Origin of the sequence: Nocardioides sp. CPCC 205120, assembly GCF_048654585.1 — a bacterium.
GTDB lineage: Bacteria > Actinomycetota > Actinomycetes > Propionibacteriales > Nocardioidaceae > Nocardioides.
Window position 1 is genome coordinate 2,045,102 of record NZ_JBMCYY010000001.1, and the last position, 23,173, is coordinate 2,068,274.

Annotated in this window: 28 protein-coding genes; 18 read left to right on the forward strand and 10 right to left on the reverse strand. The window is 75.9% G+C overall.

The window, feature by feature from the left end; genetic code table 11:
• The first annotated feature begins 4 nt into the window (after positions 1–4).
• Together ACOACO_RS09540 and ACOACO_RS09545 are read left to right on the forward strand one after the other, a co-directional pair.
• On the forward strand, positions 5–1,174 hold the full coding sequence (locus ACOACO_RS09540) for a DUF58 domain-containing protein (RefSeq protein ID WP_420295988.1): 1,170 nt from the start codon (positions 5–7) through the stop codon (positions 1,172–1,174).
• Positions 1,171–3,531, forward strand: coding sequence for a transglutaminase-like domain-containing protein (locus ACOACO_RS09545; RefSeq protein ID WP_420295989.1), 2,361 nt, complete (start codon positions 1,171–1,173; stop codon positions 3,529–3,531). Before ACOACO_RS09540 ends, ACOACO_RS09545 begins: the two co-directional genes overlap by 4 nt.
• A gap of 27 nt (positions 3,532–3,558) precedes the next feature.
• Here the strand turns inward: ACOACO_RS09545 and ACOACO_RS09550 are convergent, their stop codons facing one another.
• Genes ACOACO_RS09550 through ACOACO_RS09565 form a run of 4 tightly spaced genes read right to left on the reverse strand, consistent with a single transcriptional unit; the run spans position 3,559 to position 6,703 of the window.
• The gene (locus ACOACO_RS09550; RefSeq protein WP_420295990.1) at positions 3,559–4,590 is read right to left on the reverse strand and encodes a cobalamin B12-binding domain-containing protein; all 1,032 of its coding nucleotides are present in this window, start codon (positions 4,588–4,590) and stop codon (positions 3,559–3,561) included.
• A gap of 34 nt (positions 4,591–4,624) precedes the next feature.
• The gene (locus ACOACO_RS09555; protein WP_420295991.1) at positions 4,625–5,968 is read right to left on the reverse strand and encodes a PP2C family protein-serine/threonine phosphatase; all 1,344 of its coding nucleotides are present in this window, start codon (positions 5,966–5,968) and stop codon (positions 4,625–4,627) included.
• Positions 5,965–6,381 (reverse strand): ATP-binding protein, encoded by a 417-nt coding sequence (locus ACOACO_RS09560; RefSeq protein ID WP_420295992.1) that lies wholly within the window; start codon positions 6,379–6,381, stop codon positions 5,965–5,967. The genes ACOACO_RS09555 and ACOACO_RS09560 overlap by 4 nt, the downstream gene beginning before the upstream one ends.
• A 13-nt stretch (positions 6,382–6,394) precedes the next feature.
• Positions 6,395–6,703, reverse strand: coding sequence for an STAS domain-containing protein (locus ACOACO_RS09565; protein WP_420295993.1), 309 nt, complete (start codon positions 6,701–6,703; stop codon positions 6,395–6,397).
• Positions 6,704–6,794: 91 nt separating this feature from the next.
• On the opposite strand from ACOACO_RS09565, the gene ACOACO_RS09570 reads away from it, so the two are divergent.
• From ACOACO_RS09570 to ACOACO_RS09610, 9 genes are all read left to right on the forward strand, one after another.
• Positions 6,795–7,853 (forward strand): LLM class flavin-dependent oxidoreductase, encoded by a 1,059-nt coding sequence (locus tag ACOACO_RS09570; protein WP_420295994.1) that lies wholly within the window; start codon positions 6,795–6,797, stop codon positions 7,851–7,853.
• 286 nt (positions 7,854–8,139) lie between these two features.
• A complete protein-coding gene (infA, locus tag ACOACO_RS09575) occupies positions 8,140–8,361 on the forward strand; it encodes a translation initiation factor IF-1 (RefSeq protein ID WP_028473450.1) in 222 nt (73 codons plus the stop codon).
• Between the two features lie 32 nt (positions 8,362–8,393).
• A complete protein-coding gene (gene rpmJ, locus ACOACO_RS09580) occupies positions 8,394–8,507 on the forward strand; it encodes a 50S ribosomal protein L36 (RefSeq protein ID WP_277501359.1) in 114 nt (37 codons plus the stop codon).
• Between the two features lie 186 nt (positions 8,508–8,693).
• The gene (gene rpsM, locus ACOACO_RS09585; RefSeq protein ID WP_163772482.1) at positions 8,694–9,068 is read left to right on the forward strand and encodes a 30S ribosomal protein S13; all 375 of its coding nucleotides are present in this window, start codon (positions 8,694–8,696) and stop codon (positions 9,066–9,068) included.
• A 59-nt stretch (positions 9,069–9,127) separates the two neighbouring features.
• Positions 9,128–9,535 (forward strand): 30S ribosomal protein S11, encoded by a 408-nt coding sequence (rpsK, locus tag ACOACO_RS09590; RefSeq protein WP_277501358.1) that lies wholly within the window; start codon positions 9,128–9,130, stop codon positions 9,533–9,535.
• A gap of 32 nt (positions 9,536–9,567) precedes the next feature.
• Positions 9,568–10,176: a 30S ribosomal protein S4 gene (gene rpsD, locus ACOACO_RS09595; RefSeq protein ID WP_420295995.1), complete on the forward strand. Its 609-nt coding sequence runs from the start codon at positions 9,568–9,570 to the stop codon at positions 10,174–10,176.
• 122 nt (positions 10,177–10,298) lie between these two features.
• Positions 10,299–11,315: a DNA-directed RNA polymerase subunit alpha gene (locus ACOACO_RS09600; protein WP_420295996.1), complete on the forward strand. Its 1,017-nt coding sequence runs from the start codon at positions 10,299–10,301 to the stop codon at positions 11,313–11,315.
• A gap of 119 nt (positions 11,316–11,434) precedes the next feature.
• Positions 11,435–12,022 carry a 50S ribosomal protein L17 gene (gene rplQ / locus ACOACO_RS09605; RefSeq protein WP_420295997.1) on the forward strand — a complete coding sequence of 196 codons (588 nt, stop codon included), beginning with the start codon at positions 11,435–11,437 and terminating at the stop codon, positions 12,020–12,022.
• Between the two features lie 66 nt (positions 12,023–12,088).
• Entirely contained in the window at positions 12,089–12,334 is a 246-nt protein-coding gene (locus ACOACO_RS09610) for a hypothetical protein (protein ID WP_420295998.1), read from the forward strand.
• Between the two features lie 10 nt (positions 12,335–12,344).
• On the opposite strand, the gene ACOACO_RS09615 is transcribed toward ACOACO_RS09610, so the two are convergent.
• Positions 12,345–12,719 (reverse strand): GntR family transcriptional regulator, encoded by a 375-nt coding sequence (locus ACOACO_RS09615; RefSeq protein ID WP_420295999.1) that lies wholly within the window; start codon positions 12,717–12,719, stop codon positions 12,345–12,347.
• Between the two features lie 38 nt (positions 12,720–12,757).
• Here ACOACO_RS09615 and ACOACO_RS09620 point away from each other — a divergent pair, with 38 nt between their 5' ends.
• From ACOACO_RS09620 to ACOACO_RS09630, 3 genes are read left to right on the forward strand one after another with little or no spacing between them, the layout of a single operon-like run.
• Positions 12,758–13,765, forward strand: a complete 1,008-nt coding sequence (locus tag ACOACO_RS09620; RefSeq protein WP_420296000.1) for a PfkB family carbohydrate kinase — start codon at positions 12,758–12,760, stop codon at positions 13,763–13,765.
• Between the two features lie 9 nt (positions 13,766–13,774).
• Positions 13,775–14,608, forward strand: a complete 834-nt coding sequence (gene truA, locus ACOACO_RS09625; RefSeq protein ID WP_420296001.1) for a tRNA pseudouridine(38-40) synthase TruA — start codon at positions 13,775–13,777, stop codon at positions 14,606–14,608.
• The gene (locus ACOACO_RS09630) at positions 14,601–15,245 is read left to right on the forward strand and encodes a class I SAM-dependent methyltransferase (protein WP_420296002.1); all 645 of its coding nucleotides are present in this window, start codon (positions 14,601–14,603) and stop codon (positions 15,243–15,245) included. Before truA ends, ACOACO_RS09630 begins: the two co-directional genes overlap by 8 nt.
• 6 nt (positions 15,246–15,251) lie before the next feature.
• Here the strand turns inward: ACOACO_RS09630 and bla are convergent, their stop codons facing one another.
• Positions 15,252–16,205 carry a class A beta-lactamase gene (bla, locus tag ACOACO_RS09635; RefSeq protein WP_420296003.1) on the reverse strand — a complete coding sequence of 318 codons (954 nt, stop codon included), beginning with the start codon at positions 16,203–16,205 and terminating at the stop codon, positions 15,252–15,254.
• A 121-nt stretch (positions 16,206–16,326) separates the two neighbouring features.
• On the opposite strand from bla, the gene ACOACO_RS09640 reads away from it, so the two are divergent.
• Entirely contained in the window at positions 16,327–17,253 is a 927-nt protein-coding gene (locus tag ACOACO_RS09640) for a LysR family transcriptional regulator (RefSeq protein ID WP_420296004.1), read from the forward strand.
• Positions 17,250–18,158, forward strand: a complete 909-nt coding sequence (locus tag ACOACO_RS09645) for a serine hydrolase (protein WP_420296005.1) — start codon at positions 17,250–17,252, stop codon at positions 18,156–18,158. The genes ACOACO_RS09640 and ACOACO_RS09645 overlap by 4 nt, the downstream gene beginning before the upstream one ends.
• 19 nt (positions 18,159–18,177) lie before the next feature.
• Here ACOACO_RS09645 and ACOACO_RS09650 read toward each other — a convergent pair whose 3' ends face one another.
• Together ACOACO_RS09650 and ACOACO_RS09655 are read right to left on the reverse strand one after the other, a co-directional pair.
• The gene (locus ACOACO_RS09650) at positions 18,178–18,678 is read right to left on the reverse strand and encodes a PaaI family thioesterase (RefSeq protein ID WP_420296006.1); all 501 of its coding nucleotides are present in this window, start codon (positions 18,676–18,678) and stop codon (positions 18,178–18,180) included.
• 4 nt (positions 18,679–18,682) lie between these two features.
• A complete protein-coding gene (locus ACOACO_RS09655) occupies positions 18,683–19,741 on the reverse strand; it encodes an FUSC family protein (RefSeq protein WP_420296007.1) in 1,059 nt (352 codons plus the stop codon).
• 51 nt (positions 19,742–19,792) lie between these two features.
• On the opposite strand from ACOACO_RS09655, the gene ACOACO_RS09660 reads away from it, so the two are divergent.
• Positions 19,793–20,623: a lysophospholipase gene (locus ACOACO_RS09660; RefSeq protein ID WP_420296008.1), complete on the forward strand. Its 831-nt coding sequence runs from the start codon at positions 19,793–19,795 to the stop codon at positions 20,621–20,623.
• Between the two features lie 47 nt (positions 20,624–20,670).
• Here ACOACO_RS09660 and ACOACO_RS09665 read toward each other — a convergent pair whose 3' ends face one another.
• On the reverse strand, positions 20,671–21,423 hold the full coding sequence (locus tag ACOACO_RS09665) for a hypothetical protein (RefSeq protein WP_420296009.1): 753 nt from the start codon (positions 21,421–21,423) through the stop codon (positions 20,671–20,673).
• A 56-nt stretch (positions 21,424–21,479) separates the two neighbouring features.
• Positions 21,480–22,232 (reverse strand): PAQR family membrane homeostasis protein TrhA, encoded by a 753-nt coding sequence (gene trhA, locus ACOACO_RS09670; RefSeq protein ID WP_420296010.1) that lies wholly within the window; start codon positions 22,230–22,232, stop codon positions 21,480–21,482.
• Between the two features lie 126 nt (positions 22,233–22,358).
• On the opposite strand from trhA, the gene ACOACO_RS09675 reads away from it, so the two are divergent.
• Entirely contained in the window at positions 22,359–23,138 is a 780-nt protein-coding gene (locus ACOACO_RS09675; protein ID WP_420296011.1) for an isoprenyl transferase, read from the forward strand.
• Positions 23,139–23,173 lie beyond the last annotated feature (35 nt).

Here is a 23,173-nt window from a genome sequence, read left to right on the forward strand (position 1 = left end):
GCCCGTGCGCGTCCTGCGGTCCCTGCGTCCCGCCGTCGCGGTCGTCGACCCCCTGGGGTGGGCGGTCGCGTGCCTGGGCGTGCTCGCGGGGGTCGTCGCGGTCGTCGCCGGCTGGCGGGAGGCCGGGGTGGTCGCGGCGGCCTGCCTCCTGCTGCTCGTGCTGGCCGCCCCGTTCGTGCTGGGTCGCACGCGGGTGCGGGTGGACGTCACGGCGGAGCCGCGCCGCGTGGTGGCCGGGGCCAGCGTCGCGGTCGGCGTCGTGGTCACCAACACCGGGTCCCGGCGGCTGCTGCCCGTCGCCCTCGAGCTGCCGGTGGGGGCGTCGACGCACCGCTACGCCCTGCCCGCGCTGCGTCCGGGGGCCGCGCACCTCGAGGACCTGCTGCTGCGCACCGAGCGGCGCGGCGTGGTCGCGGTCGGCCCCGCCTCCACCCGCCGGGGCGACCCCGTCGGCGTGTTCTCCCGCGACGCGGTGTGGACGGGCGTGGAGGAGGTGCTGGTGCGTCCGGTGATGGTGCCGTTGGAGTCCCTCGGCGCGGGGCTGCTGCGCGACCTCGAGGGCGTCACCACCGACGCCGTGACGTCGAGCGACCTCGCGTTCCACGCCCTGCGGGAGTACGCGCCGGGCGACGACCTGCGCCACGTCCACTGGCGCTCCTCGGCCAAGGTGGGCCAGCTCCTCGTGCGGCAGTACCAGGACACCCGCCGCTCCCACGCCACCGTGGTGGTCGACGACGACCCGGCGGCGTGGGGCGACGAGGAGGAGCTGGAGACCGCGATGAGCGTCGCCGCCTCGATCGTCGCCCGCGCCACGCTCGACGACTTCGCCGCCACCTTCGTGTGCGGCAGCCAGGTCGTGACCGGCACCGACGGCAACCGGGTGCTCGACGCCGTCTGCCGCGCCACCACCGAGGGCCGCGGTCTGCTCGCGGGCGCCCAGGAGGCGGCGCGGGTCGCCCCCGACACCAGCCTGCTGTTCCTCCTCGGCGGCACCGGCACGTCGTTCGCGACCCTGACCCGCGCGGCCGCGACGTACGGTCCGCAGGTGCGCCGCCTCGGCCTGCTCGTCGACCCCGCCGCGCGTGCCCACGTGCGTGAGGCCGGCGACGTGCCGGTGCTGACGCTGGCCCGCCGCGACGACCTCGCCGCCCTGCTGCGCTGGGGGGCGTCGTGAGCGCGCCGACCCCGCCTCCAGCGCCGACCCCGGGCTCGCGGCGCACCCGGCGGCGGCCCCGGCTCACCCGCGGCGACCTCGGCGAGGCCGCCCTGCTCGTCCTGCTGGTGGTCGTCGCCCTCTCCGGCCTCGCCCGCACCTTCACGGGCGCCCAGTTCCTGCTCGTGGGCGCGGTCGGCGCGCTCCTCGGCGCGGGCTCCGCGCTCCTGGCGCGCCGCCACCGCTGGCCCCCCGCCCTGCCGGTGCTCCTCGCCGCGGCCGGGGTCGTCCTGCTGGGGGGCCCGCTCTGCCTGCGCTCCGCGGGGGGCACGGCGTACCTGCCGCTGCCCGGCACGCTCGAGCAGCTGGGGGACGCCGTCGTCGGGGGGTGGCGCGACGCCCTCACCACCCTGCCGCCCGTCGACGGCGACGGTCCGCTGCTGGTCCTCCCGTTCGTCCTCGGCACGGCCGGGGCCCTGGCCGCCGTGCTCGCCGCGGGCCTGCGCCGCCCCCCGGTGGCGCTGCAGGCGGTGCTCGTCCTCGCCGGGCCGTTCCTCGTGCTCGGCGCGGTGCTGCTGCTGGGCGTCGCCACCCCGGCGTCCGTGCTGCTCCAGGGCGGCGCGTTCGCGGCGCTGTCCCTCGGCGTCGCGGGCCTGCGCGCCCGCCTGCGGGCGGCCCGTGCGGCGGCGACCGCCCCCGTCGTGCCCACCGTCACCGGCGGCACGGGCCCCGCGTCCGGCCGGCTGCGCCGCGGTCTCACCGGCGCCGCCCTCGTCGCCCTCGCCGGCGCGCTCGCCGTGCCCGTCGGGTCCTGGGCCGTCGGCGACGACGACCGCTTCGTGCTGCGCGAGCACGTCTCCCCGCCCTTCGAGGTGGGGCAGTACCCCTCGCCGCTCGCCTCCTTCCGCCGGTACGTCGAGATGCCCGAGCCCGACGCCGCCAACCGCTACGAGCAGGTGCTGATGACCCTCGAGGGCGCGCCCGAGGGCACCCGCGTGCGCTTCGCCGCGCTCGACTCCTACGACGGCGTCGTGTGGGGCGCGGCGGACCGGGCGGCCGGCGCGAGCGGCGTCGGCGTCACCCGCGCGTCGTTCCAGCGCGTCTCGACCTCCATCGACAACCCGGTCGAGGGCGAGGAGGTCGACGTCCGCGTCGAGCTGGGGGAGGGGTACGACGGCGTGTGGCTCCCCACCGTCGGGGCCCTCACCGAGCTGCGGTTCACCGGCCCGCGCGGCGACGCGGCCGCCGCCTCGTTCCGCTACAACCTGGCGACCTCCACCGGCGTCGTGCCGAGCGGCCTGGCGCCGGGCGACGCCTACGTGCTCGAGGCCGTCCTGCCGCCCGACGAGGTCGACGCGGACGACCTGCCGGGCACGCCGGACCCGGCGCTCGCGTCGGCCGCCTCGTTCCTCGCCACCCAGGCCGTGCAGTGGACCGCGGGCGAGGCCGAGCCGATGGCCCGCGTGCTCGCGGCCGCGCGCCACCTGCGCACCGTGGGCAAGTACACCGACGGCGTGCTCGAGGCCGAGAAGATCTACACGGCGGGGCACTACCGCGGCCGGCTCGGCGAGGGCTTCGTCGACGACGTGGTGATGGCGGGCAACGACGAGCAGTACGCCGCCACGATGGCGCTGGTCGCCAACGCCATCGGCGTGCCCGCGCGGGTCGTCGTCGGGGCGGTCGTCCCGGCCGACGGGGTGGTGCGGGGCGAGCACGTCGAGGCGTGGGTGGAGCTGCAGGTCGCCGACGGCTCGTGGCGCACCCTGCCCACCGAGACCTTCATGGACTACGACCGGCCCGCCGAGCGACCGCCGCTCAACGAGCAGGAGATGTCCGGCACCGTCGTGCCGCCCCCGGCGCCCGTCCCGCCGCCCTCCAGCCTCACCGACCAGACCGACGCCGAGCTCGACGCCCGCGCCGGCGAGCCCGAGGAGGCCGGGTTCGAGCTGCCCGCCTGGGTGGTGTGGGTGCTGGGGATCGTCGGTGGGCCGCTGCTCCTCGTGGCGCTGTGGTTCGCGCTCGTGCTGGGGGCGAAGGCCTGGCGCCGGCGGCGCCGCCGGGGCGCCCCGCGGGCGTCGGCCCGCCTCGTGGGGGCGTGGCGCGAGCTCGTCGACGCCGCCCGCGACCTCGGCGCGGGGGTGCCGGTCGCCGCGGGCGTCACGCGGCGCGAGCAGGCGCGGTCGCTGCCGCTGCCCGCGGCCCCGGCGCTGGCGCGCACGGCCGACGGCCACGTGTTCGGCCCGACCCCGCCCGCGGACGGCGTGGCCGCGGACTACTGGGAGCAGGTCATGGCGGTACGCCGGGAGCTGCGGGAGGGCGTGCCGTGGCACCGCCGGGTGCGGGCCGCGGCGAGCGTGCGGAGCTTCCGCCGTACCTGACGACCTCGACGGGCGGGGCAGGTGGGGTCAGGCGCGCCGGGCGAGCAGCGCGCGGGCGCAGGGGAAGTCGGCGACCTGCCGCTCGAGGGAGGACCAGACGGCGCTCACGGTGTCGCCGTCGCACCCGCGGGCCGAGGCGACCTCGCGCAGCCAGACGCCGGACTCGTCCACGATCCGGGGGTCGTCGAGCAGCAGGGCGGCGGCGAGCGAGCCGACGACGTGGGGCACCTGGTCAACGATGGCCTCGAGGGCGTTACGGTTGGCGGTGCGGTCGGCGCGCATCCGGGCGACCACGTCCCCCGCGACCGCGGCGTGCGACGCCATGAGGGTGTCGGCCTCGCGGGCCCCGGGGCCGGGCAGGTCCTCGGCGGGCGGGACGGAGGTGGGCAGTGCGGCGACCACCGCGCCCGTGTCGTCGCCGGGCCCCACCCAGGCGCTCGCGCCGAGGCGTCGGGCGCGCGCGCCGGCAGGGTCGAAGGCCGAGCCGCCCACCACCACGGGCACCCGGACGGCGCGGGCGGCCTCGACGTGGCGGCGCACGTAGACCAGGGACGAGGAGAGCGAGGCGCTGACGAGCACGGCCCGGGGGCCGGTCTCCATCAGCGCGCCCTGCAGGACGGCCGTCGACACGTCGGCGCCGAGGTAGTGGACCGGGTGACCCTCGTGCTCGAGCCGCGCGCTGAGCATGAGGGCGGGCAGGGCGTGCCACTCCCGCTCGGCGCAGAGCACCAGCAGGGGGCGGCCGCCGCGGGTGTGGGCCCCGTGGCGGGTGCGCTCGCGCAGGCTGCGCACGACGAACTCGCCGACCGCGGTGGCCCCGTGCTCGCGCGCGACGGTCCACTCCGCCCGCTCCCACAGCCGGCCGACGCGGCGCTGGGCCTCGCCCACGAGCCCGTCGAGGACCTGGGGGAGGGTGGCCCCGGCGTCGAGGGCCGCGAGCGCGACGTCGCGGGCGGCCGGGGCGTCGCCGGTGTCGACGGCGGCCCAGTAGCGCTCGGTGGCCCCGTCGCCCAGGCCCGCCCCGGGTCCGGTGCCCGGACCCGCGTCGGTGGTCGTCACGTCGCTGCTGTCGCCGCCGTCGCCCACGTGGTCGTCACCGCACCCGCGGCTGCACGGCCACGACGGCCACGTCGTCGCGGTCGTGGGTGTCGCCGGCGACGAACTCCGACACGCTCACCGCGAGCCGCTCCACGATCGCGCTGCTCGGCGCGCCGCCCAGGCCGGCCAGGGCCGCGGCGATGCCGTCCTCGCCGAACATCTCGTCCGCGCCGCGCGCCTCGGTGATGCCGTCGGTGTAGCAGATGAGCGTGTCGCCGGGCTGGAGCACGAGGCGCGCGGAGGCGTAGGTGGCCTCCTCGAAGACGCCCAGCGCGGGGCCGTTCGACTCGACGTACTCCAGCCGTCCGTCGCGCCGCAGCACGATCGGCGGCGGGTGGCCGGCGTTGGTGAGGTCGAGGTCCACCGCTCCGTCCGGACGTCGCCGCAGGCGCCCGCACACGGCGGTGGCGAAGCTCTCGATGGCCGACTCGGCCTCGGCGACCAGCACCTGGTTCGTGAGGGCCAGCACGCGGTCGGGCGAGCGGTCGACCAGCGCCGCGGTGCGCACCGCGGAACGGATGCGCTTGGCCGCGATCGCCGCCACCACGCCCTTGCCGACGGCGTCGCCGAGCAGCAGCGTCGTGTCGTCGTCGGGCCCGTGCACGTCGATGAAGTCACCGCCGACGGTGACCTCCTCCTGCGCCACGCGGCTGTACGACGCGAGGTCGAGCCCCGAGGTCGCCGGGATGGGCGGCGGGAGCAGCGAGGTGCGCAGCGTCGCCGCGACGTGCCGGTTGTCCGCGACGACGACGCACACGTCCAGGGTCGCCGCGACCCGGTGGGCGACGCCCTCGAGGAACGCCACGTCGTCGGCGTCGAAGTCGAAGGGTCCCCGGCGCGCGAGCGTGAGGAGCCCGATCGCGCGGCCGCGGGCCAGGAGCGGCACGTTGAGCAGCCCGACGGCGCCGAGCTGCTCGAGCTGGCCGACGAGCGGCGTGCGGCCCAGCAGGCGGGCGAGCACCTCGGCGCGGTCGGGCGTGTCCGGCGGCAGCACCCAGTGCTCGGGGGAGCGCCGGGCGAGGAGCCCCCGCAGCACGGCGGCCTGGTTGCGGCCGATGGCGTACCCGTCGTGGTCGACCGGGGCGTGGCCCTCGACCTGGCCGGCGGCGATCCACCCCTGGTGGGTGTGGAGCGTGACCTGGGCGAACTCGGTGACGTGGTGCACGAACGTGTCCGCGACCAGCTCGATCGCCCGGCCGGGGTGGTGCACGCTCGCCGTGACGTCGTGGAGGCGCTCGAGGAAGGCGGCGCGGCGCTCGGCGAGTCCGGCGCGGTCGACGCCGCCCAGGATCGTGCCGACGTTCAGGAGGCCGGGAGGGGCCTCGCTGCTCGCCGTCACAGGGGGATCCGGGCCGTGAAGGTGGTGCAGCCGCTGCGGTCGAGGGCGAGCTCGGCGCAGATCGCCGCGACCATGGCGAGCCCGCGTCCCCGCAGGCCGTCCGCGGAGACGGTGCCGCCCGGGATGTCCGGGCCCTCACCGGCGTCGACGACCCGCAGCTGCAGGCTGTCGGCGGCGAGGAGCCAGGCGACCTCTATCGTCCCGGCGTCGCGCGCCCGGCCGTGCTCGACCGCGTTCGTGACGAGCTCGCCGGCGACGATGATCGCGTCGTTCAGCACGCTGGTCGGCACACCGAGGGCCCCGAGGTCGTCCCGCAGGGCCGCGCAGGTCCGGCGTGCCGCCTCCGGTGCGTGCGGGAGGTCGAGCACGTGCCAGGACGGCGCGGCGTCGGGGAGGGGGGTCGGTAGTGCCATGGGAGGGCGCCGGTCAGGCGGTGACCTGCTCGTAGGGGATCTTGCACACGGTCAGCACCCGCTGCGGCACGGTGCCCTCGACGGCGACCAGCGTGACGCGGGCGCCGTTCTTCTTCGCCATCACCGTGGCGCGGGCGAGCACGCCGACGATGATGCTCGGAAGGAACGTCACGGCACGCAGGTCGATCGTCAGGTTCTCGGTGAACGTGGCGCTCGCCTGCTCGATCAGGTCGTTGAGCGCGCGGTGGTCGGCGGCGTCGATGTCGCCCGACAGCACGAGCGTGCCCGGCTCGGTGGTGGCGGAGAACGATGTTTCGGTCACGGGGCGACGATACGCGACGCCCCGAGGGCCACGCCTCCCCTCTCGGGTACGAGCGGGAATAGCGCCGTGGCGCCCCCGGTTGGGACCGGCGATGAGCGACCACCCCGCCCCGCGCCTGTCCGTGCTCGACCTCGTGCCCGTCCGCTCCGACCAGACGACCGGGGACGCCGTCGCGGCGTCGCTCTCGCTGGCCCGGGTGGCGGACGCGACGGGCTACGAGCGCTACTGGGTCGCGGAGCACCACAACATGCCGGCGGTGGCCGCCACGAACCCCCCGGTGCTGATCGCGATGATCGCCGGGGCGACGCAGCGCCTGCGGGTCGGCTCGGGGGGCGTCATGCTCCCCAACCACGCGCCGCTGGTCGTGGCCGAGCAGTTCGCCCTGCTGGAGGCGGCCTACCCCGGCCGCATCGACCTCGGCATCGGCCGGGCCCCCGGGTCCGACCCGGTCACGAGCTGGGCGCTGCGCCACGGCGGCCCGGCCGGCACGGACGACGAGGCCGTGGCCCGCTTCGCGGAGCACGTGGGCAACGTGGTGGCGATGCTGTCGCCGGAGGGGGTGGGGCTGCAGCTGTCCGGTCGCACCCACGCGCTGCGGGCCACGCCCGTGGCCCGCTCGGTCCCCACCGCCTGGCTGCTCGGCTCCTCCGACTACTCCGCCCGGCTCGCCGCCCAGCGGGGCATGCCCTACGTCTTCGCGCACCACTTCAGCGGCGAGGGCACCGAGCGTGCGCTGCACCTGTACCGCTCGACGTTCGAGCCCTCGGCGGAGCTGGCGGCGCCGCGCACCTTCCTGACCGTGAACGCGGTGGTCGCGCCCACCGAGGAGGAGGCGCGGCGCCGCGCCCGCCCCCAGCAGCTCTCCATGCTGGCGCTGCGCACCGGTCAGCCACTGCGTCCCCAGCCAACGGTGGAGGAGGCCCTCGCGGTCGAGCTGCCGCCCAGCCACCAGCAGCTCGTGGACGCGATGCTCGAGCGGTGGGTGGTGGGCGACCCCGCGCAGGCGCGCGCCCAGGTGGCGGCCCTCGCGGCGCAGCACGGTGTCGACGAGGTGATGGTGCACCCGGTGCCGGGCGAGACCACGGGCGTCGCGGCGGGCTCCTCGCCCGCGCGCGAGGAGACGCTGCGCCTGCTCGCGGCCGACGGCTGAGGGGCCCCGCCGCGGGCGCGGTGAACGGATTAGGAATCGTTGGGCCGCTCACCTAGACTGCTGCGTCGGCCCAACGTGGGTCTGCTTCGTGGTGCCTCGCGGCTGTCCGGTTCTCCGGGATGAGGTCCACCGAGCGGCTGCACGAGGTCCACTGCCACCCGGCGCGATCCGGGCCGGCAGGCGGTTCCCGGGCCGGCCGACCGATCGCCCCCACGGGGTCGGACGGTGCACCAACGGTAGACGAGACGACCACGGCCGGTACGCCGGCACGACGGATTGTGAGGACATGGCCAAGAAGGAAGGCGTCATCGAGATCGAGGGCTCCGTCATCGAGGCTCTCCCCAACGCGATGTTCCGCGTGGAGCTGAGCAACGGGCACAAGGTCCTCGCGCACATCAGCGGCAAGATGCGGCAGCACTACATCCGGATCCTCCCCGAGGACCGCGTGGTGGTGGAGCTCTCGCCGTACGACCTGACGCGCGGCCGCATCGTCTACCGCTACAAGTGACATCAGCCGAGACACGTTGAAAGGACCTCCTCGTGAAGGTCAAGCCGAGCGTCAAGCCCATCTGTGACAAGTGCAAGGTGATCCGCCGGCACTCGCGGGTCATGGTGATCTGCGAGAACCCGCGTCACAAGCAGCGTCAGGGCTGACGAACGGGCCCCGTGCCCGCCAGCAGCACCAGCACCACCCACCACCGTGTTCGCTCAACCCGCGCCTGGCGCGGGGGATGCACCTCCGGAGCAGAGGCCGGAGCCCGGTGGCCCGACAGATCGGGCCGACCGACCGGGGCGCGACACGACCGACACCTCTGTGCACATCGAAGGGAAACACCACGCATGGCACGCCTCGTTGGTGTCGACCTCCCGCGCGACAAGCGCGTCGAGATCGCACTCACCTACATCTACGGCATCGGCCGTACCAGCTCCCAGCAGATCCTCGCGGCCACGGGTGTCGACCCGAACGCCCGCGTGCACACCCTGGGGGACGAGGAGCTGGTGAAGCTCCGCGACGAGATCGAGGCCAACTACAAGTTCGAGGGTGACCTCCGACGCGAGGTCCAGGCCGACATCCGCCGCAAGATCGAGATCGGCAGCTACCAGGGTCGGCGCCACCGCATGGGCCTCCCGGTCCGCGGTCAGCGCACGAAGACCAACGCGCGCACCCGCAAGGGCCCCAAGCGCACCGTTGCCGGCAAGAAGAAGGCTCGCTGATCCCCCCGGGATCGCAGCCCTCCCATCACGAGCTCACCAGACCTTTCAGGAGATAACGCATGCCCCCCAAGGGACGCGCTGCGGCTGGCGCCAAGAAGGTGCGCCGCAAGGAGAAGAAGAACGTCGCCGCTGGCGAGGCTCACATCAAGAGCACGTTCAACAACACGCACGTCACCATCACCGACCCCACCGGTGCGGTGATCTCGTGGGCCTCGGCCGGCACCGTCGGCTTCAAGGGCTCGCGCAAGTCCACGCCGTACGCGGCGCAGATGGCCGCCGAGGCCGCTGGTCGTCGGGCGATGGAGCACGGCATGAAGAAGATCGACGTCTTCGTCAAGGGCCCGGGCTCGGGCCGCGAGACGGCGATCCGGTCCCTGGGTGCGATCGGCCTCGAGGTCGGCACCATCCAGGACGTCACGCCGCAGCCCCACAACGGATGCCGGCCGCCCAAGCGCCGCCGCGTCTGACCCGACACCAGAGACCTAGGAGAGACTGAGACATGGCCCGTTACACCGGCCCCATGACCAAGAAGTCGCGCCGTCTTGGTGTCGACCTCGTCGGTGGCGACGCCGCGTTCGAGCGCCGCCCCTACCCGCCCGGCATGCACGGCCGTGCTCGCGTCAAGGAGAGCGAGTACCGCGCCCAGCTGCAGGAGAAGCAGAAGGCGCGCATCAGCTACGGCGTGCTCGAGCGGCAGTTCTACAACTACTACGTCGAGGCCTCGCGCCGCACCGGCAAGACGGGTGACAACCTGCTCGAGCTGCTGGAGTGCCGCCTCGACAACGTGGTGTACCGCGCCGGCTTCGCCCGCACGCGCCGCCACGCCCGCCAGCTCGTGAGCCACGGCCACTTCCTGGTGAACGGCAAGAAGGTCAACATCCCGTCGTACCAGGTGTCGCAGTACGACGTCATCGACGTGCGCGAGAAGTCGCTCGAGATGACGCCGTTCATCGTCGCGCGCGAGACGCACGGCGAGCGCGTCGTCCCGGCGTGGCTCGAGGCCGTCCCGAGCCGCATGCGGATCCTGGTGCACCAGCGCCCGGTCCGCGCGCAGATCGACGTGCCCGTGCAGGAGCAGCTGATCGTCGAGTTCTACTCGAAGAAGTGACCCGGTCGGTGCGGGGCAGCGACCGAGTCGCCGCCCCGCACCGCTGTGTCGTCCCGTTCGTCCCTCGCTCCACGTCGTTCGGTCCCGTCAAATAGTGGGTGGGTCCGGAAAGGAATCAACCAGTGCTCATCGCTCAGCGCCCGACTCTCACCGAGGAGACGGTCGGCGACTTCCGCGCTCGATTCGTCATCGAGCCGCTGGAGCCGGGCTTCGGCTACACGCTCGGCAACTCGCTGCGCCGCACGCTGCTGTCCTCCATCCCGGGGGCGTCGGTCACCAGCATCAAGCTCGACAACGTGCTCCACGAGTTCTCCACCGTCGAGGGGGTGAAGGAGGACGTCACCGAGGTCATCCTGAACCTCAAGGGCCTGGTGGTCTCCTCCGAGCACGACGAGCCCGTCACCATGTACCTGCGCAAGTCGGGTGCCGGTGACGTCACCGCCGCCGACATCGCGCCGCCGGCCGGCGTCGAGGTGCACAACCCCGACCTGAAGATCGCGACGCTGTCCGACAAGGGCAAGCTCGAGATGGAGCTCGTCGTCGAGCGCGGCCGCGGCTACGTCTCCGCCGTGCAGAACAAGGGCGCCGACAACGAGATCGGCCGCATCCCGGTCGACTCGATCTACAGCCCGGTCCTCAAGGTGACCTACAAGGTCGAGGCCACCCGGGTCGAGCAGCGCACCGACTTCGACAAGCTGATCATCGACGTCGAGACCAAGCCGTCGATCCGTCCCCGCGACGCCATCGCGTCGGCCGGCAAGACGCTCGTCGAGCTCTTCGGCCTCGCCCGCGAGCTCAACGTCGAGGCCGAGGGCATCGACATCGGCCCCTCGCCGGTCGACGAGCAGCTCGCGGCGGACCTCGCCCTCCCGGTCGAGGACCTGCAGCTGACGGTGCGCTCGTACAACTGCCTCAAGCGCGAGGGCATCCACACCGTGGGTGAGCTCATCGGGCGCTCGGAGCAGGACCTGCTCGACATCCGCAACTTCGGCGCCAAGTCGATCGACGAGGTCAAGGCGAAGCTGGTCGAGATGGGCCTGTCCCTCAAGGACAGCGCGCCCGGCTTCGACCCGGCGACCGCCCTCGCGGCGTACGGCGACGACGACGACGACGCGTTCGTCGAGGACGAGCAGTACTGATCCACGACCGGCCCCTGTCCCACCCGGGCCGCTAGGTCCGACCCTGCTGCGGCGGCGACCGCCGCCGCAGCACCGTCTACCCCGGTACCTCGTACGGCCGGGGAGAAGAGAGAAGAACCATGCCCACCCCGAAGAAGGGTCCCCGCCTCGGCGGCAGCCCGTCCCACCAGCGGCTGATCCTGTCGAACCTGGCCACCCAGCTCTTCGAGCACGGCCGGATCGTCACCACCGAGTCGCGTGCGCGCACGCTGCGCCCCGTGGCGGAGAAGCTCATCACCAAGGCCGTCAAGGCCCACAACGGTGAGAACCCGCTGCACCAGCGCCGCGAGGTGCTCAAGTCCATCCGCGACAAGGGCGTCGTGCACGCCCTCTTCACGGAGATCGCGCCGACCTTCGCGGAGCGTCCGGGCGGCTACACCCGCATCACGAAGCTCAACCCCCGCAAGGGCGACAACGCCGCCATGGCGGTCATCGAGCTCGTGACCGAGGCGTACGTCGCGAAGGCGACCACCGGCCCGGCCACCACCGGTGCGGCCACCGCCGCCCCGGCCGCCCCCGCGGAGGAGGTCGAGGAGACCCCGGTCGCCGAGGCCGACGTAGAGGGCGCCGAGGTCACCGAGGAGGCTCCCGCCGAGGAGACCACCACCGAGGAGACCGCGGAGCCGACCGAGGCCGCCGACGAGTCGTCGGACGACGCCAAGGCCTGAGCGCACCTGCTCGTCGAGCAGCCCGTCACCCCACCGGGGTGGCGGGCTGCTCTACGTTGGGGGGTCATGAGCACCGACAAGTCACCCGCAGAGCAGCTGAGGACCGACAACCCGGACGAGGAGCCCACCCTGGAGGGCGACGCCCGCGAGGCGGAGGCCGGCCAGCACGTCTCCGGCGCGGAGGAGGAGCCCGACGGCGGCGCAGGCCCGACGCCCGGCGCGGACGACGTCGCGCCGACCACCGAGGCCCCCGACGTGGCCGCGGCCCAGGAGGAGTCGGCGGGCGAGCACATCATCGAGGGCCGGCAGTAGGTCCGGCGCCTCAGCGCGAGGAACCCGGGTCCCAGGCCCGCTCCACGGCCCGGGTCGCCTCGGCCAGCGACAGGCCGGCACGGCGGGCGGCCGCGGCGTACTCCGCGGCGGCGGGGTCCGCGTCGCCCGCCGCCGCCGTGGACGCCACGAACGTCCCGGAGCGGCCGCGCGTGACGACGACCCCGTCGGCCTCGAGCTCGCGGTAGACGCGCGCGACGGTCCCCGCCGCCAGCCCCAGCTCGGCGGCGAGCGCCCGCACCGTGGGCAGCCGCTCGCCGGGCGGCAGCTCGCCGGCGGCCACCCGGCTCGCGAGCTGGGCGCGCAGCTGCTCGAAGGGAGGCGTGGCGGACGACGGGTCGGGCGGGTCGAGCGCGAGGGCGGGCACGGCGCCACTCTAGGGGGCCCGTGTGGTGGGGTGGACCCATGCAGCAGCCGGTCGACGCGACGCAGCCCGCACCCCCGAACCCGTCCGAGCCCGCGCCCGAGGCCACGCCCGAGCCCGGTCCCGTGGCGCTCGTGGCGGGGGAGTCCCTGGTCGACGTCGTGCGCCGCCCCGACGGGACCGTCGAGGAGCGGGCGGGCGGCAGCGCCGCCAACGTGGCCGTCGCGTTGGTGCGCCTCGGCCGTCCGACGTGGTTCGCGACCGCGCTGGCCGATGACCGGCTCGGCGGGATCCTCGCCGCCCACCTCGGTCGCGACGGGGTGCGGCTCGCCGCCGACCCCGAGGTCATCGACCACACCTCGAGCGCCGTCGCGACCATCGGGGCGGACGGCGCGGCGTCGTACGAGTTCGACCTCGAGTGGCGCCTCGGTGCGGTGCACGTGCCCGACGCCGACCCCGGCTGGCTCCACGTGTGCTCGATCGGCGCGGTGCTGGCGCCGGGGGCGAACGACGTGCTGGACCTCGTGCGCCGCGAGCGGCTGCGGGCCCTCGTCAGCTACGACGTCAACGCCCGCCCGGCCATCACCGGCACCGGCGCGGAGGTCGTCACGCAGGTCGAGGCGGTCGTGGCGGAGGCCGACGTCGTCAAGGCCTCCGACGAGGACCTCGCCGCCCTGTGGCCGGACCTCGACGAGGCCGCCGCCGTCGCACGGCTCCGCGCCCTGGGTCCCGCGCTCGTCGTCGTGACCCGCGGCGCCGAGGGAGCCACCTGCCACCACCCGGGCGGCGAGGTCACCGTGCCCGCCGTGCGCGACCTCGGCGTCGTCGACACCATCGGCGCGGGGGACACCCTGGCCGCCGCGTTCATCAGCGCGCTGTGGGACCTCGGCGTCGTCGGCGCGCAGCACCGCGACCGGCTCGCCGGCCTCGGGGAGGGCGACCTGCGCCACGCCCTGGCGTACGCCGCCCGCGCGGCCGCCGTGACCGTCTCGCGGCCCGGGGCGGACCCGCCGTACCTCGCGGAGGTGGAGGGTCCCGCCGACTCGTAGGATCACCCGGTGCGCCTGCGGATCGACCTCGCCTACGACGGCACCGACTTCCACGGCTGGGCCACCCAGCCGGCGCTGCGCACCGTGCAGGGCGAGCTGGAGGCGGCGCTGGAGACCGTCGTCCGGGCCCCTGAGCGGCCGGCCGTCGTCGTCGCCGGGCGCACCGACGCCGGCGTGCACGCGCGCGGCCAGGTGGTCCACGTCGACCTCGACGACGACCTCGTCGCCCGCAGCGCCGGCCGCGGGGTCGACGACCCGGTCCCGGCCCTGGCCCGCCGGCTCAACGGGGTGCTGCCGCCCGACGTGCGCGTGCACCGCACCCGCGTGGCGCCCGAAGGGTTCGACGCCCGGTTCTCGGCGCTGTGGCGCCGCTACGCATACCGCGTCGCCGACCGCGCCGGGGTCGTCGACCCGTTGACGCGCCGGCACGTGCTGTCGTGGGGCCAGCCCGTGGACGAGACCGCGATGAACGCGGCCGCCGCGACCCTCGTCGGCGAGCAGGACTTCGCCGCCTTCTGCAAGAAGCGTCCCGGCGCCACGACGATCCGCACGCTGCTCGAGCTCTCCTGGACCCGTCGCGACGACGGCGTGCTCGTCGGCACCGTCGTGGCCGACGCGTTCTGCCACAACATGGTGCGCGCCCTCGTCGGCTGCCTGCTCACGGTGGGGGAGGGACGGCGCCCGGCCACCTGGGCCCACGAGGTGCTCGTGGGCGGCCGGCGCGACCCGGCGGTGCAGGTGGTGCACCCGCACGGCCTGGTGCTGGAGGAGGTCGGGTACCCCGACGACGCCGAGCTCGCGCTGCGCGCCGAGCAGACCCGGAAGGTGCGCACCCGTGGCTGACGTCCCCGAGACCCCCGAGACCCCCGAGGCCTCCGACCCGGGCGAGCACTACTTCACCGCCGATCCCTCGGTGCCCTTCACGCGCGAGCCCGTCGAGGTCGAGGTGTGGGACCGGCGGCTGTCCCTCGTCACCGGGTCGGGCGTGTTCGCGCGGGGCCGCCTCGACGTGGGCACCGCGGTGCTCTTCCGCGAGACCGACCCGCCCGCCGGGGTGCGGCGGGTGCTCGACCTGGGCTGCGGGTACGGCGTGATCGGCCTCGCCGTCGCCGCGACCGTCCCCGCGGCGGAGGTCGTCGGGGTCGACGTCAACGAGCGGGCCCTGCTGCTCGCCCGCGAGAACGCCAGCGCGCTCGGCGTGGCGGAGCGCTACCGCGCCGTCCTGCCCGACGGGGTGCCGGACGGGGAGTTCGACGAGATCTGGTCGAACCCGCCCATCCGCATCGGCAAGGCGGCGCTGCACGAGCTGCTGCTGACCTGGCTGCCGCGCCTGGCGCCGGGCGGGCGCGCCGTGCTGGTCGTGGGCAAGAACCTGGGGGCGGACTCGCTCGCCCGCTGGCTCGACGAGCAGGGCTGGCCCACCGACCGGCTGGCCAGCGCCAAGGGCTTCCGCGTCCTCGAGGTGCGGCGCGCCCCCTGAGGCGGGTCAGTCGTCCAGGGCGGCGAACGCGGCGCGGGTGGCGTCGGCGACGAGCGCGTCGTGCGTCGGCGCGTCCTGCGCGCTCCCGCTGGTCATGACGACGAGCACGACGGGCGACGCGCCGTCGGACCCGGCGGGCGGCCAGGCGACGGCCACGTCGTTGCGCGTGCCCCACGACGCCGATCCCGTCTTGTCCCCGACGGTCCACCCGTCGGGCGCGCCGGCCCGGACGAGGGCGTCGCCCGTGGTGTTGCGGCGCAGGAGGTCGACGAGCAGCTCCCGGCGCTCGGGCGTCAGCACGTCGCCCAGGGCGTAGGCCTGCAGCGTCGCGGCCATCGCCCGCGGCGTGGTGGTGTCGCGGTCGTCGCCGGGCACGGCGGTGTTGAGCTCCGGCTCGACCCGCACGGGGTTCGTGGTGGTGTCGCCCACCCCGCGCAGCCGCTCGGCCAGCCCGGCGGGGCCCCCGAGCTCGGCGAACAGCAGGTTCGCGGCCGTGTTGTCGCTGAACCGCACGGCGGCGTCCGCGAGCTCGAGGACGGTGAGCCCGTCGTCCACGTGCTGCTCGGTGACGGGCGAGTACGTCACGAGGTCGGCGTCGGTCCAGGTGACCCGCCGCTCCAGGTCGGCGTCGGTGGCCGTCTCGAGCAGGGCGCCCACCTGGAGGGCCTTGATGGTCGAGGCGAACGCGAACCGCTCGTCGGCGCGGTGCGCGACCGTGCGGCCGGTGCCGACCTCGACGGCCAGCACGCCGAGGCGCGCGTCGTACTGCTCCTCCAGTGCGGTCAGGGCCGCGGAGGCGTCGACGGGAACGGCGGCGGTGCTGGTGGCGCTGCTCGCGCCGCGGTCGGGGGCCGCGGAGGGGTCGCCGTCGGTGCAGCCCGCGAGGGCGACGGGGAACGCGAGCGCGAGGCCGACGACGCGGGCGGCGAGGGCGGTGCGGCGGCGGAGCGGTGTGGTCACGGGTGGGACCTTCCGAGCGAGGACGGGACGCGTCGCAGCCTGGCCGACCTGCACCCATGCGGTCCAAGACCGCGACGACCGGTCCCATGCCGTTATGGCATCGATGTGCCATCCTCGGCGGGTGGACCTCGTCGCCGCCTGCCGCCTCCTCCTCGCCGTCGGCGAGCGCGGGAGCGTGACGGAGGCCGCGGCCGCGACCGGCGTCCCCCAGTCGGTGGCGAGCCGGCGCGTCGCCGCGCTGGAGCAGCGGCTCGACGTCGTGCTGCTCGACCGGTCGGCCCGGCGGGCCCGGCTGACCGACGCGGGCCGGCACCTGCTGCCGGCGGCGCGCCGGGTGGTGGTGGCGGCCGAGGAGCTCGACGCCGCGGCCGCCCGCGCCGGCCGCGGGCCGGTCGGCATCGCCGTGCCCGCCGGCCCGGCCGTGGTCGACCGGGTGCTCGCCGAGGTCGTCGCCGCCGGAGCCCGGGCGGGTCTGGTGGTCGACCTGGTGACGGCCGACCCGCGCCGCCGCGCCGAGCTCGTCGACGAGCGGGTCGTCCAGGCCGCCGTCGTGCCCGCCGCGCCCGACGACGCGACCTGGCGGGTCCCGCTCGGCGTGGGTACGGCGCGGGTCGGCGGGGGCGCCGTCGTGCACCTCGCGTCGTTGCGGGTCCGGCGCGCGCGGGACGGGGTGGCGGCCTCGGACGGGGCGCCCGAGGAGCCGCGGCGGCTCTGGCTCCTGCCCGAGGACGACGTGCCCCACGTGCGCGACCCCCTGCTCCGGCTGCGCGACCGGCTCGCCCTGCGGCCCGGCCAGGTCGCGGTCGCCGGGTCGGTCACGGCGGCGCTGGCCGCAGTGCTGGCCGGGGACCTGCTGCTCTGCACGCCCGCCGAGGCCCGGGCCGCGGAGCTCCACTGGCGCCCGCTCGGCGACGTGGCGGCGGGCCGCCCGCTGCAGCGCACCCACGCCCTCGTCGCGACGTCGCGGGACGAGGCGGCCCGCGTCCTGGCCGCCGTCGGCCCGGCGCTCGCCGAGGTCCTCGGGGCCGGCGAGGAGGCACCGTCGTGAGCACGCGGCTGCTGCGGGAGCTGCGCGACCGCCTCGACGCGGCCGGGCTCGTCGGGTCCTTCGTCGTGCGCGACCTCGCCACGGGGGAACAGGTCGCGATCGACCCGGCCCGTCGCTACGCGGCCGCCTCGCTGGTGAAGGTGCCGCTCGCCCTCGCGGTGCTCGACCGGGTGGCCCGCGGCGAGATCGACCCCGCGCACCGGGTCGAGGTGGCGCCGGGGACGAACGGTCCGGCGGACCGCGCGGGCGCCCCGGGTCTCGGCCGCTTCCGCCACCCGGCCACGGTGGCGGTCGACGACCTCCTCTACCTGGCCCTCGCCATCAGCGACTCGGCGGCCGCCGACGCCCTCTTCGCCCTCGTGCCCCCCGCCGCGGTCGCGGAGCACCTCGACGACCTCGGGATCGGCGGCATCGCGGTGCGCCACACGCTCGCCCCGCTCGTCGGAACGGCCGTGGAGCGGCTCGCACCGGAGGACGCCCACCTGGCGTACCGGCTCGCCGCCGCGCTCGGCACCCCCGGCGGCGGCCACCCGGTCGAGCAGCTCGACGTCGGCCTCGCGAGCTCCGCCGCCGCCGGGTCCCTCGCCGACCTGCTGCAGGAGGTCTGGCGACCCACCCGCGTGCGCCCCGAGGTGGCCGCGCGGGTCCGGATGCTCATGGGCCACAGCGTGATGCGCCAGCGGCTCGCCCCCGACTTCAGCAGCGACGCCGAGCGCTGGTCGTCGAAGACGGGCACGGTCCTCAACCAGCGCCACGAGATGGGGGTGGTCGAGCACGACGACGGCGCCCGCCTGGCGGTCGTCGCGCTCACCGAGTCCCGGGTGGCGGCGGCCGTCCAGCCGGGCGCCGAGGCCGTGATGGGCGGCGTCGCCCGGGCGCTGCACGACCTGCTGCGCGCGGGCTGAGCGCCGGGACCCGGGGGCGTCAGGCCGGTCGGGGCCGCCACCGCTTCCAGGTCGCCTCGGCCTCGGCGCGCACCTTCCCGTCGTGCTCGAGGCGCACGTGGGCGGTGATCTCGTCGTACGACGCGTCGCGCACCTCGGCCACCAGGCCGAGGGTGGCCGCCAGGGGCGCCGGACGGCGGTAGCGCACGTCGAGGCCCGCGGTCACGTAGGGCAGCGGCACCCCGGGCTCGGCGGGCCAGCCGTTCTCGTGCGCGGCGTGGACGACGGCCGCGGCCGAGTGGCAGTCGAGGACGGTGGCGATGATCCCGCCGTTGAGGAAGCCCAGGCCGTTGTCGTGCTCCGGCCACGGGGTGAAGGCGGCGACGACCGGGCCGCCCGCGTCCGGGGCGAAGCTGCGCAGCCGGAGGCCCCGGGGGTTGGCGGGTCCGCAGCCGAAGCAGGGGAGGTCGGGGAGGTAGCGGTCCTGCAGGCTCGGCCCGTCCGGGTGCGGGACGGGCTCCGGGGTGCGCGTCGACGTCATGGGCTCACCCTGCCAGGGACGGACCGGGCGGTGCGGGCGGTGCGGGCACTGCGGGCGCAGGTCGCTGACGCGTCACCCAGGCCACGAGCAGCCCGACCGCGATGCCCAGCAGGGTCTCGGCAAGCCGGTCGACCACGAGGTCGCCGACGGGCTCCGGGTGGGCGAGGTGGCCCATCAGCAGGGCCAGCGGCGTGATGAACACCAGCGCGGCGCCGTAGTTGCGCACCACGAGCAGCTCGGCCACGCCCTGCAGCGCGGCGGCCACGAGCACGGCCGCCAGCGGCGAGAGCGGCACCGACAGCAGCACCGCGGCGAGACCGATGCCGACGGTCGTGCCCAGCGCGCGTTGCAGCGCCCGCACGACCTGGGCCCGCAGGCGGGGCACGGCGAGGGGGACGACGGCCGCCACCATGGCCCAGTAGGGGTGGCCGATGCCGCTCGCGGTGGCCAGCACGCCGGCGACCCCGACCGCGACGGCGACCCGGGCGACGTGGAGGCGGCGACGGTCGGCCGCCGGGGGCGTGTGGCGGGCGGCCGGGGCCGGTGGGGCGGGGCGGGGCCGGCGCTCGTCGAGGACGCCGAGGGCCAGCGCGAGGGCCGCCGTGCCCCCGGCGATGCCCAGGGCGACGGGGACCTCGTGGGGCTCGGTGGGCCGGGCGGAGCAGGCGCCGACGGCGAAGACGACGAAGAGGGGGCCGGGCGGCACCCAGCGCCGGCGGTCCGACGCGTCGGCCGCGAGCGCCGCCCAGGCCGCGGCGACGGGCACGGCGAGCCACGCGCGGTGCTCGGAGAGCGCCACGGCGGCGCCGGTGGTGGCCGCCGCGACGAGGAGGGAGCCCGCGTGGGCCTGCACCCGCCAGCGACCCCGCGCGGCGGTGCTCCCGCCGTACACGGCGGCGAACGCGCCGAAGACGGCGTAGAGGCCCCAGGTCAGGCGGTCGGTGCCGGCCAGCACCAGCAGGGGCACGAGGATCGTCGCGCCCGCCCGCAGGGCGACCACCCGTGTGCCGGCGGCCGGGTGCACGCGCAGCAGGTCCGCGATCACCGTCCGTGCGTGCCCCACCGCCCCAGGATCGCAGGACCCGACGCCCACGCGCGTGGCAGGCTCGGCACCATGACCCACGTCACCCCGCCCGCGCCCGACGGCGACGACGCCCTCGAGCTGGCAGGCCACGCCGGCACCCTCGCCGGCCGTCGCTGGAGCGGCCCCGACCCGTCGTACGTCGTGCTGCTGTGCCACGGGTACGGCGAGCACGTCGGCCGCTACACGTGGGTCGCGGAGCGCCTCGTCGCGGACGGCGCGGTGGCGTACGGCGTCGACCACCGCGGTCACGGCCGCAGCGCCGGCGAGCGCGTCCTGGTGCCCGACTTCGAGGCCGTCGTGGACGACGTCCACCTGCTCGAGCAGGCCGCCCGGGCCGACCACCCCGGCCTGCCGGTGGTGCTGCTCGGCCACTCGATGGGCGGCATGATCGCGGCCCGCTACGCCCAGCGCCACGGCGACGGCCTGGCCTGCGTCGTGCTCAGCGGGCCCGTGCTGGGGCGGTGGGAGGCGGCCGAGGCGCTGCTCGACCTGCCCGAGATCCCGGACGTGCCCATCGACCCGGCGACGCTGTCGCGCGACCCGGCGGTGGGGGAGGCGTACGTCGCCGACCCGCTGGTGTGGCACGGCCCGTTCAAGCGCACGACGGTCGCGGCGCTCGTCGCGTTCCTCGGCACCATCACGGCCGCCGGTCCCGTGACCTCGACCCCGCTGCTGCACCTGCACGGCGCCGAGGACGCCCTCGTGCCGGTCGCCCTGTCCCGGGCCGGGTTCGCCGCGATCGCGGCGCCCGGCGGCTCGGAGTCGCGCGAGTACCCCGGGGCGCGCCACGAGATCCTCAACGAGACCAACCGCGACGAGGTGCTCGCCGACGTGCTGGAGTTCGTGCACCGGCACCTCTGAGCGGCCGGCCCGGGGTGTCAGGCCCGCGGGTGTCAGGCCCGGGGGTGTCAGGCCGGCCGGCCCGGGTCGGTCAGCCCGCGGTGGCCCAGCAGCCGCAGGGTCGTGGCGAACGCCCGCGCCACGGCGTCGAGGACGTCGTCGGGCCCGTCGTCCAGCCCCTCGTCGGGACCGTCGTCGGGACCGTCCGCACCCAGCTCGGTGAAGCAGTGCACCGCCAGCTCGGTGCCGTCGGGGAGCACGAGCAGCCCTCCGTCGTGACGCACGCCGCCGGACGTGGCGCGCGCGTGCCACAGCGTCGGACCGACCTCGGCGGCGCCCTCGGGGACCAGGGCCGCGGCCAGGCCCGCGGAGCGGTGACCGAGCAGCACGGTGCGGGCGTCGGCGTACGCCGGGTTGCCCGTCAGCGCCGCGACGGCCTCGGCGTGCTCGGCCGGCACGACACGGCTCGACCCGTCGGCGTGGGCCCGCGTGAGGTTCCCGCCCCGGCGCAGGCGCTCGTTGACCGCGTCGGCACCGCCGAGCACGTCGAGCGCCGCGCGCACGCCGTCGAGGTCGGAGCGGGCGCCCCGGGCGAGGGCCAGGAGGACGTCGACCGTGGCGAGGCCGCGCTCCACGACCTGCAGCGCGAGGAAGGGCGTGAGGGTGCCGCCGCCGTCGTAGGCGTCGCGCTCCGCGCGGGCCAGCTCGACCTCGCCGGCGGACAGCAGGAGCGACCAGCGGCGGACCCGCGGGTCCAGCTCGGCGGCCCACGTCGCCCCGATCGCCCGGGCGACGTCCACACGGTCGGGGGAAGTGGGCACGACTGATCCAACCACCCCGACGGCCCGGGCGGGGACGAACCCGGGCCTGCCGGGCGTCAGCGCAGGGAGTACGTCGCGAGCGAGACCCCGACGTAGTGGGCGGAGAACGCCAGGATCGTGAACGTGTGGAAGACCTCGTGGAAGCCGAACCAGCGCGGCGAGGGGTTGGGCCGCTTCAGGCCGTAGACGATGCCGCCGAGGGTGTAGAGGCCGCCGCCCACGCAGATCATGGTGAAGACGGCGACGCCCACGGTGGTGCCGTACCGGGCGATCGCGCCGTCGTGGAAGCCGGGGATGAAGAACACCGCCGCCCAGCCCAGCGCCAGGTAGATGGGGGCGTTCAGCCACCGCGGGGCGCCCCGCCAGAGCACCTTGAGGGCGACGCCCGCCAGGGCGCCCGACCACACCACCACGAGCAGCGCGGTGCGCTGCGCGCCCTCGAGCAGCAGCAGCGTGAAGGGCGTGTAGGAGCCCGCGATGAGCAGGAAGATGTTGGCGTGGTCGAAGCGCCTGAGGAACGACCACGTGCGCGGCGACCAGGTGCCGCGGTGGTAGACCGCCGAGACCGTGAACAGCAGCAGGGCGCTCAGGGTGAAGATCGCCGATCCGATGCGCGTCGTGGCGTCGGGGGAGAGCGCGACGAGCACGATGCCGGCCGCGAGGGCCACGGGGGCGGTGCCGAGGTGCAGCCACCCGCGCAGGTGCGGCTTGACGTCGTCGAGCACCTCGCGGACCTGCTTGCCGGCGGCGTCGAGACGCTCACCGGCGGCGCCACGGAGCTCGGCGATGCGCTGGGAGGGAGCGTTCATGGGCCCAATGTAGCCGTCGTGCCGGCGACCTCCCGGCGCGGCGAGGCCCCACCTCGCGCCCGGGCCGCGGCGCGGGCCACGGGGAGTCCTGGCGGTGCCCGGACCGCGCGCCACTAGCATCGTCGGGTGGCCAGGAGCTGGAAGTCCGTCGTGCGTCGTGCGCTCTACCCGGCGTACGAGGCGCGGATGGTGCGGCGCCTCCCGGCCTCCCGCGTGCCGGCCCACGTCGGCGTGATGCTCGACGGCAACCGGCGCTGGGCGCGGGCCGTCGGCGCCGACACCGCGCACGGCCACCGGGCGGGGGCGGCGAACATCGAGCCCCTCCTCGGCTGGTGCGAGGAGATCGGCGTGGAGGTCGTCACGCTGTGGCTGCTCTCGACCGACAACCTCAACCGCTCCGCCGACGAGCTCGAGCCGCTGCTGGAGATCATCGCGGACGCCGTCGACAGCCTCGCCGACCAGCGCCGCTGGCGCCTGCACCCGGTCGGGGCGCTGGACCTGCTGCCGCCGGAGACCTCCGAGCGGCTGCGGGCGGCGGCGGCGGCCACGGCGGAGGTGGACGGCATCCTCGTCAACGTCGCGGTCGGGTACGGCGGGCGGCACGAGATCGCGGACGCCGTGCGGTCGCTGCTGCTCGAGCACGCCCGCCGCGGCACGACGCTGGAGGAGCTGGCCGCCCAGGTCGACGTCGCGATGATCGGCGACCACCTCTACACCAAGGGCCAGCCCGACCCGGACCTCGTCATCCGCACGTCGGGGGAGCAGCGGCTCGGCGGCTTCCTGCTGTGGCAGAGCGCGGGGAGCGAGTTCTACTTCTGCGAGGCCTTCTGGCCCGACTTCCGCCGGGTCGACTTCCTGCGGGCCATCCGGGCGTACGGCGAGCGCGAGCGGCGTCACGGGCGCTGAACCCCGGCGCGCGCGGTGCCGGTGGGGCTGGTGTG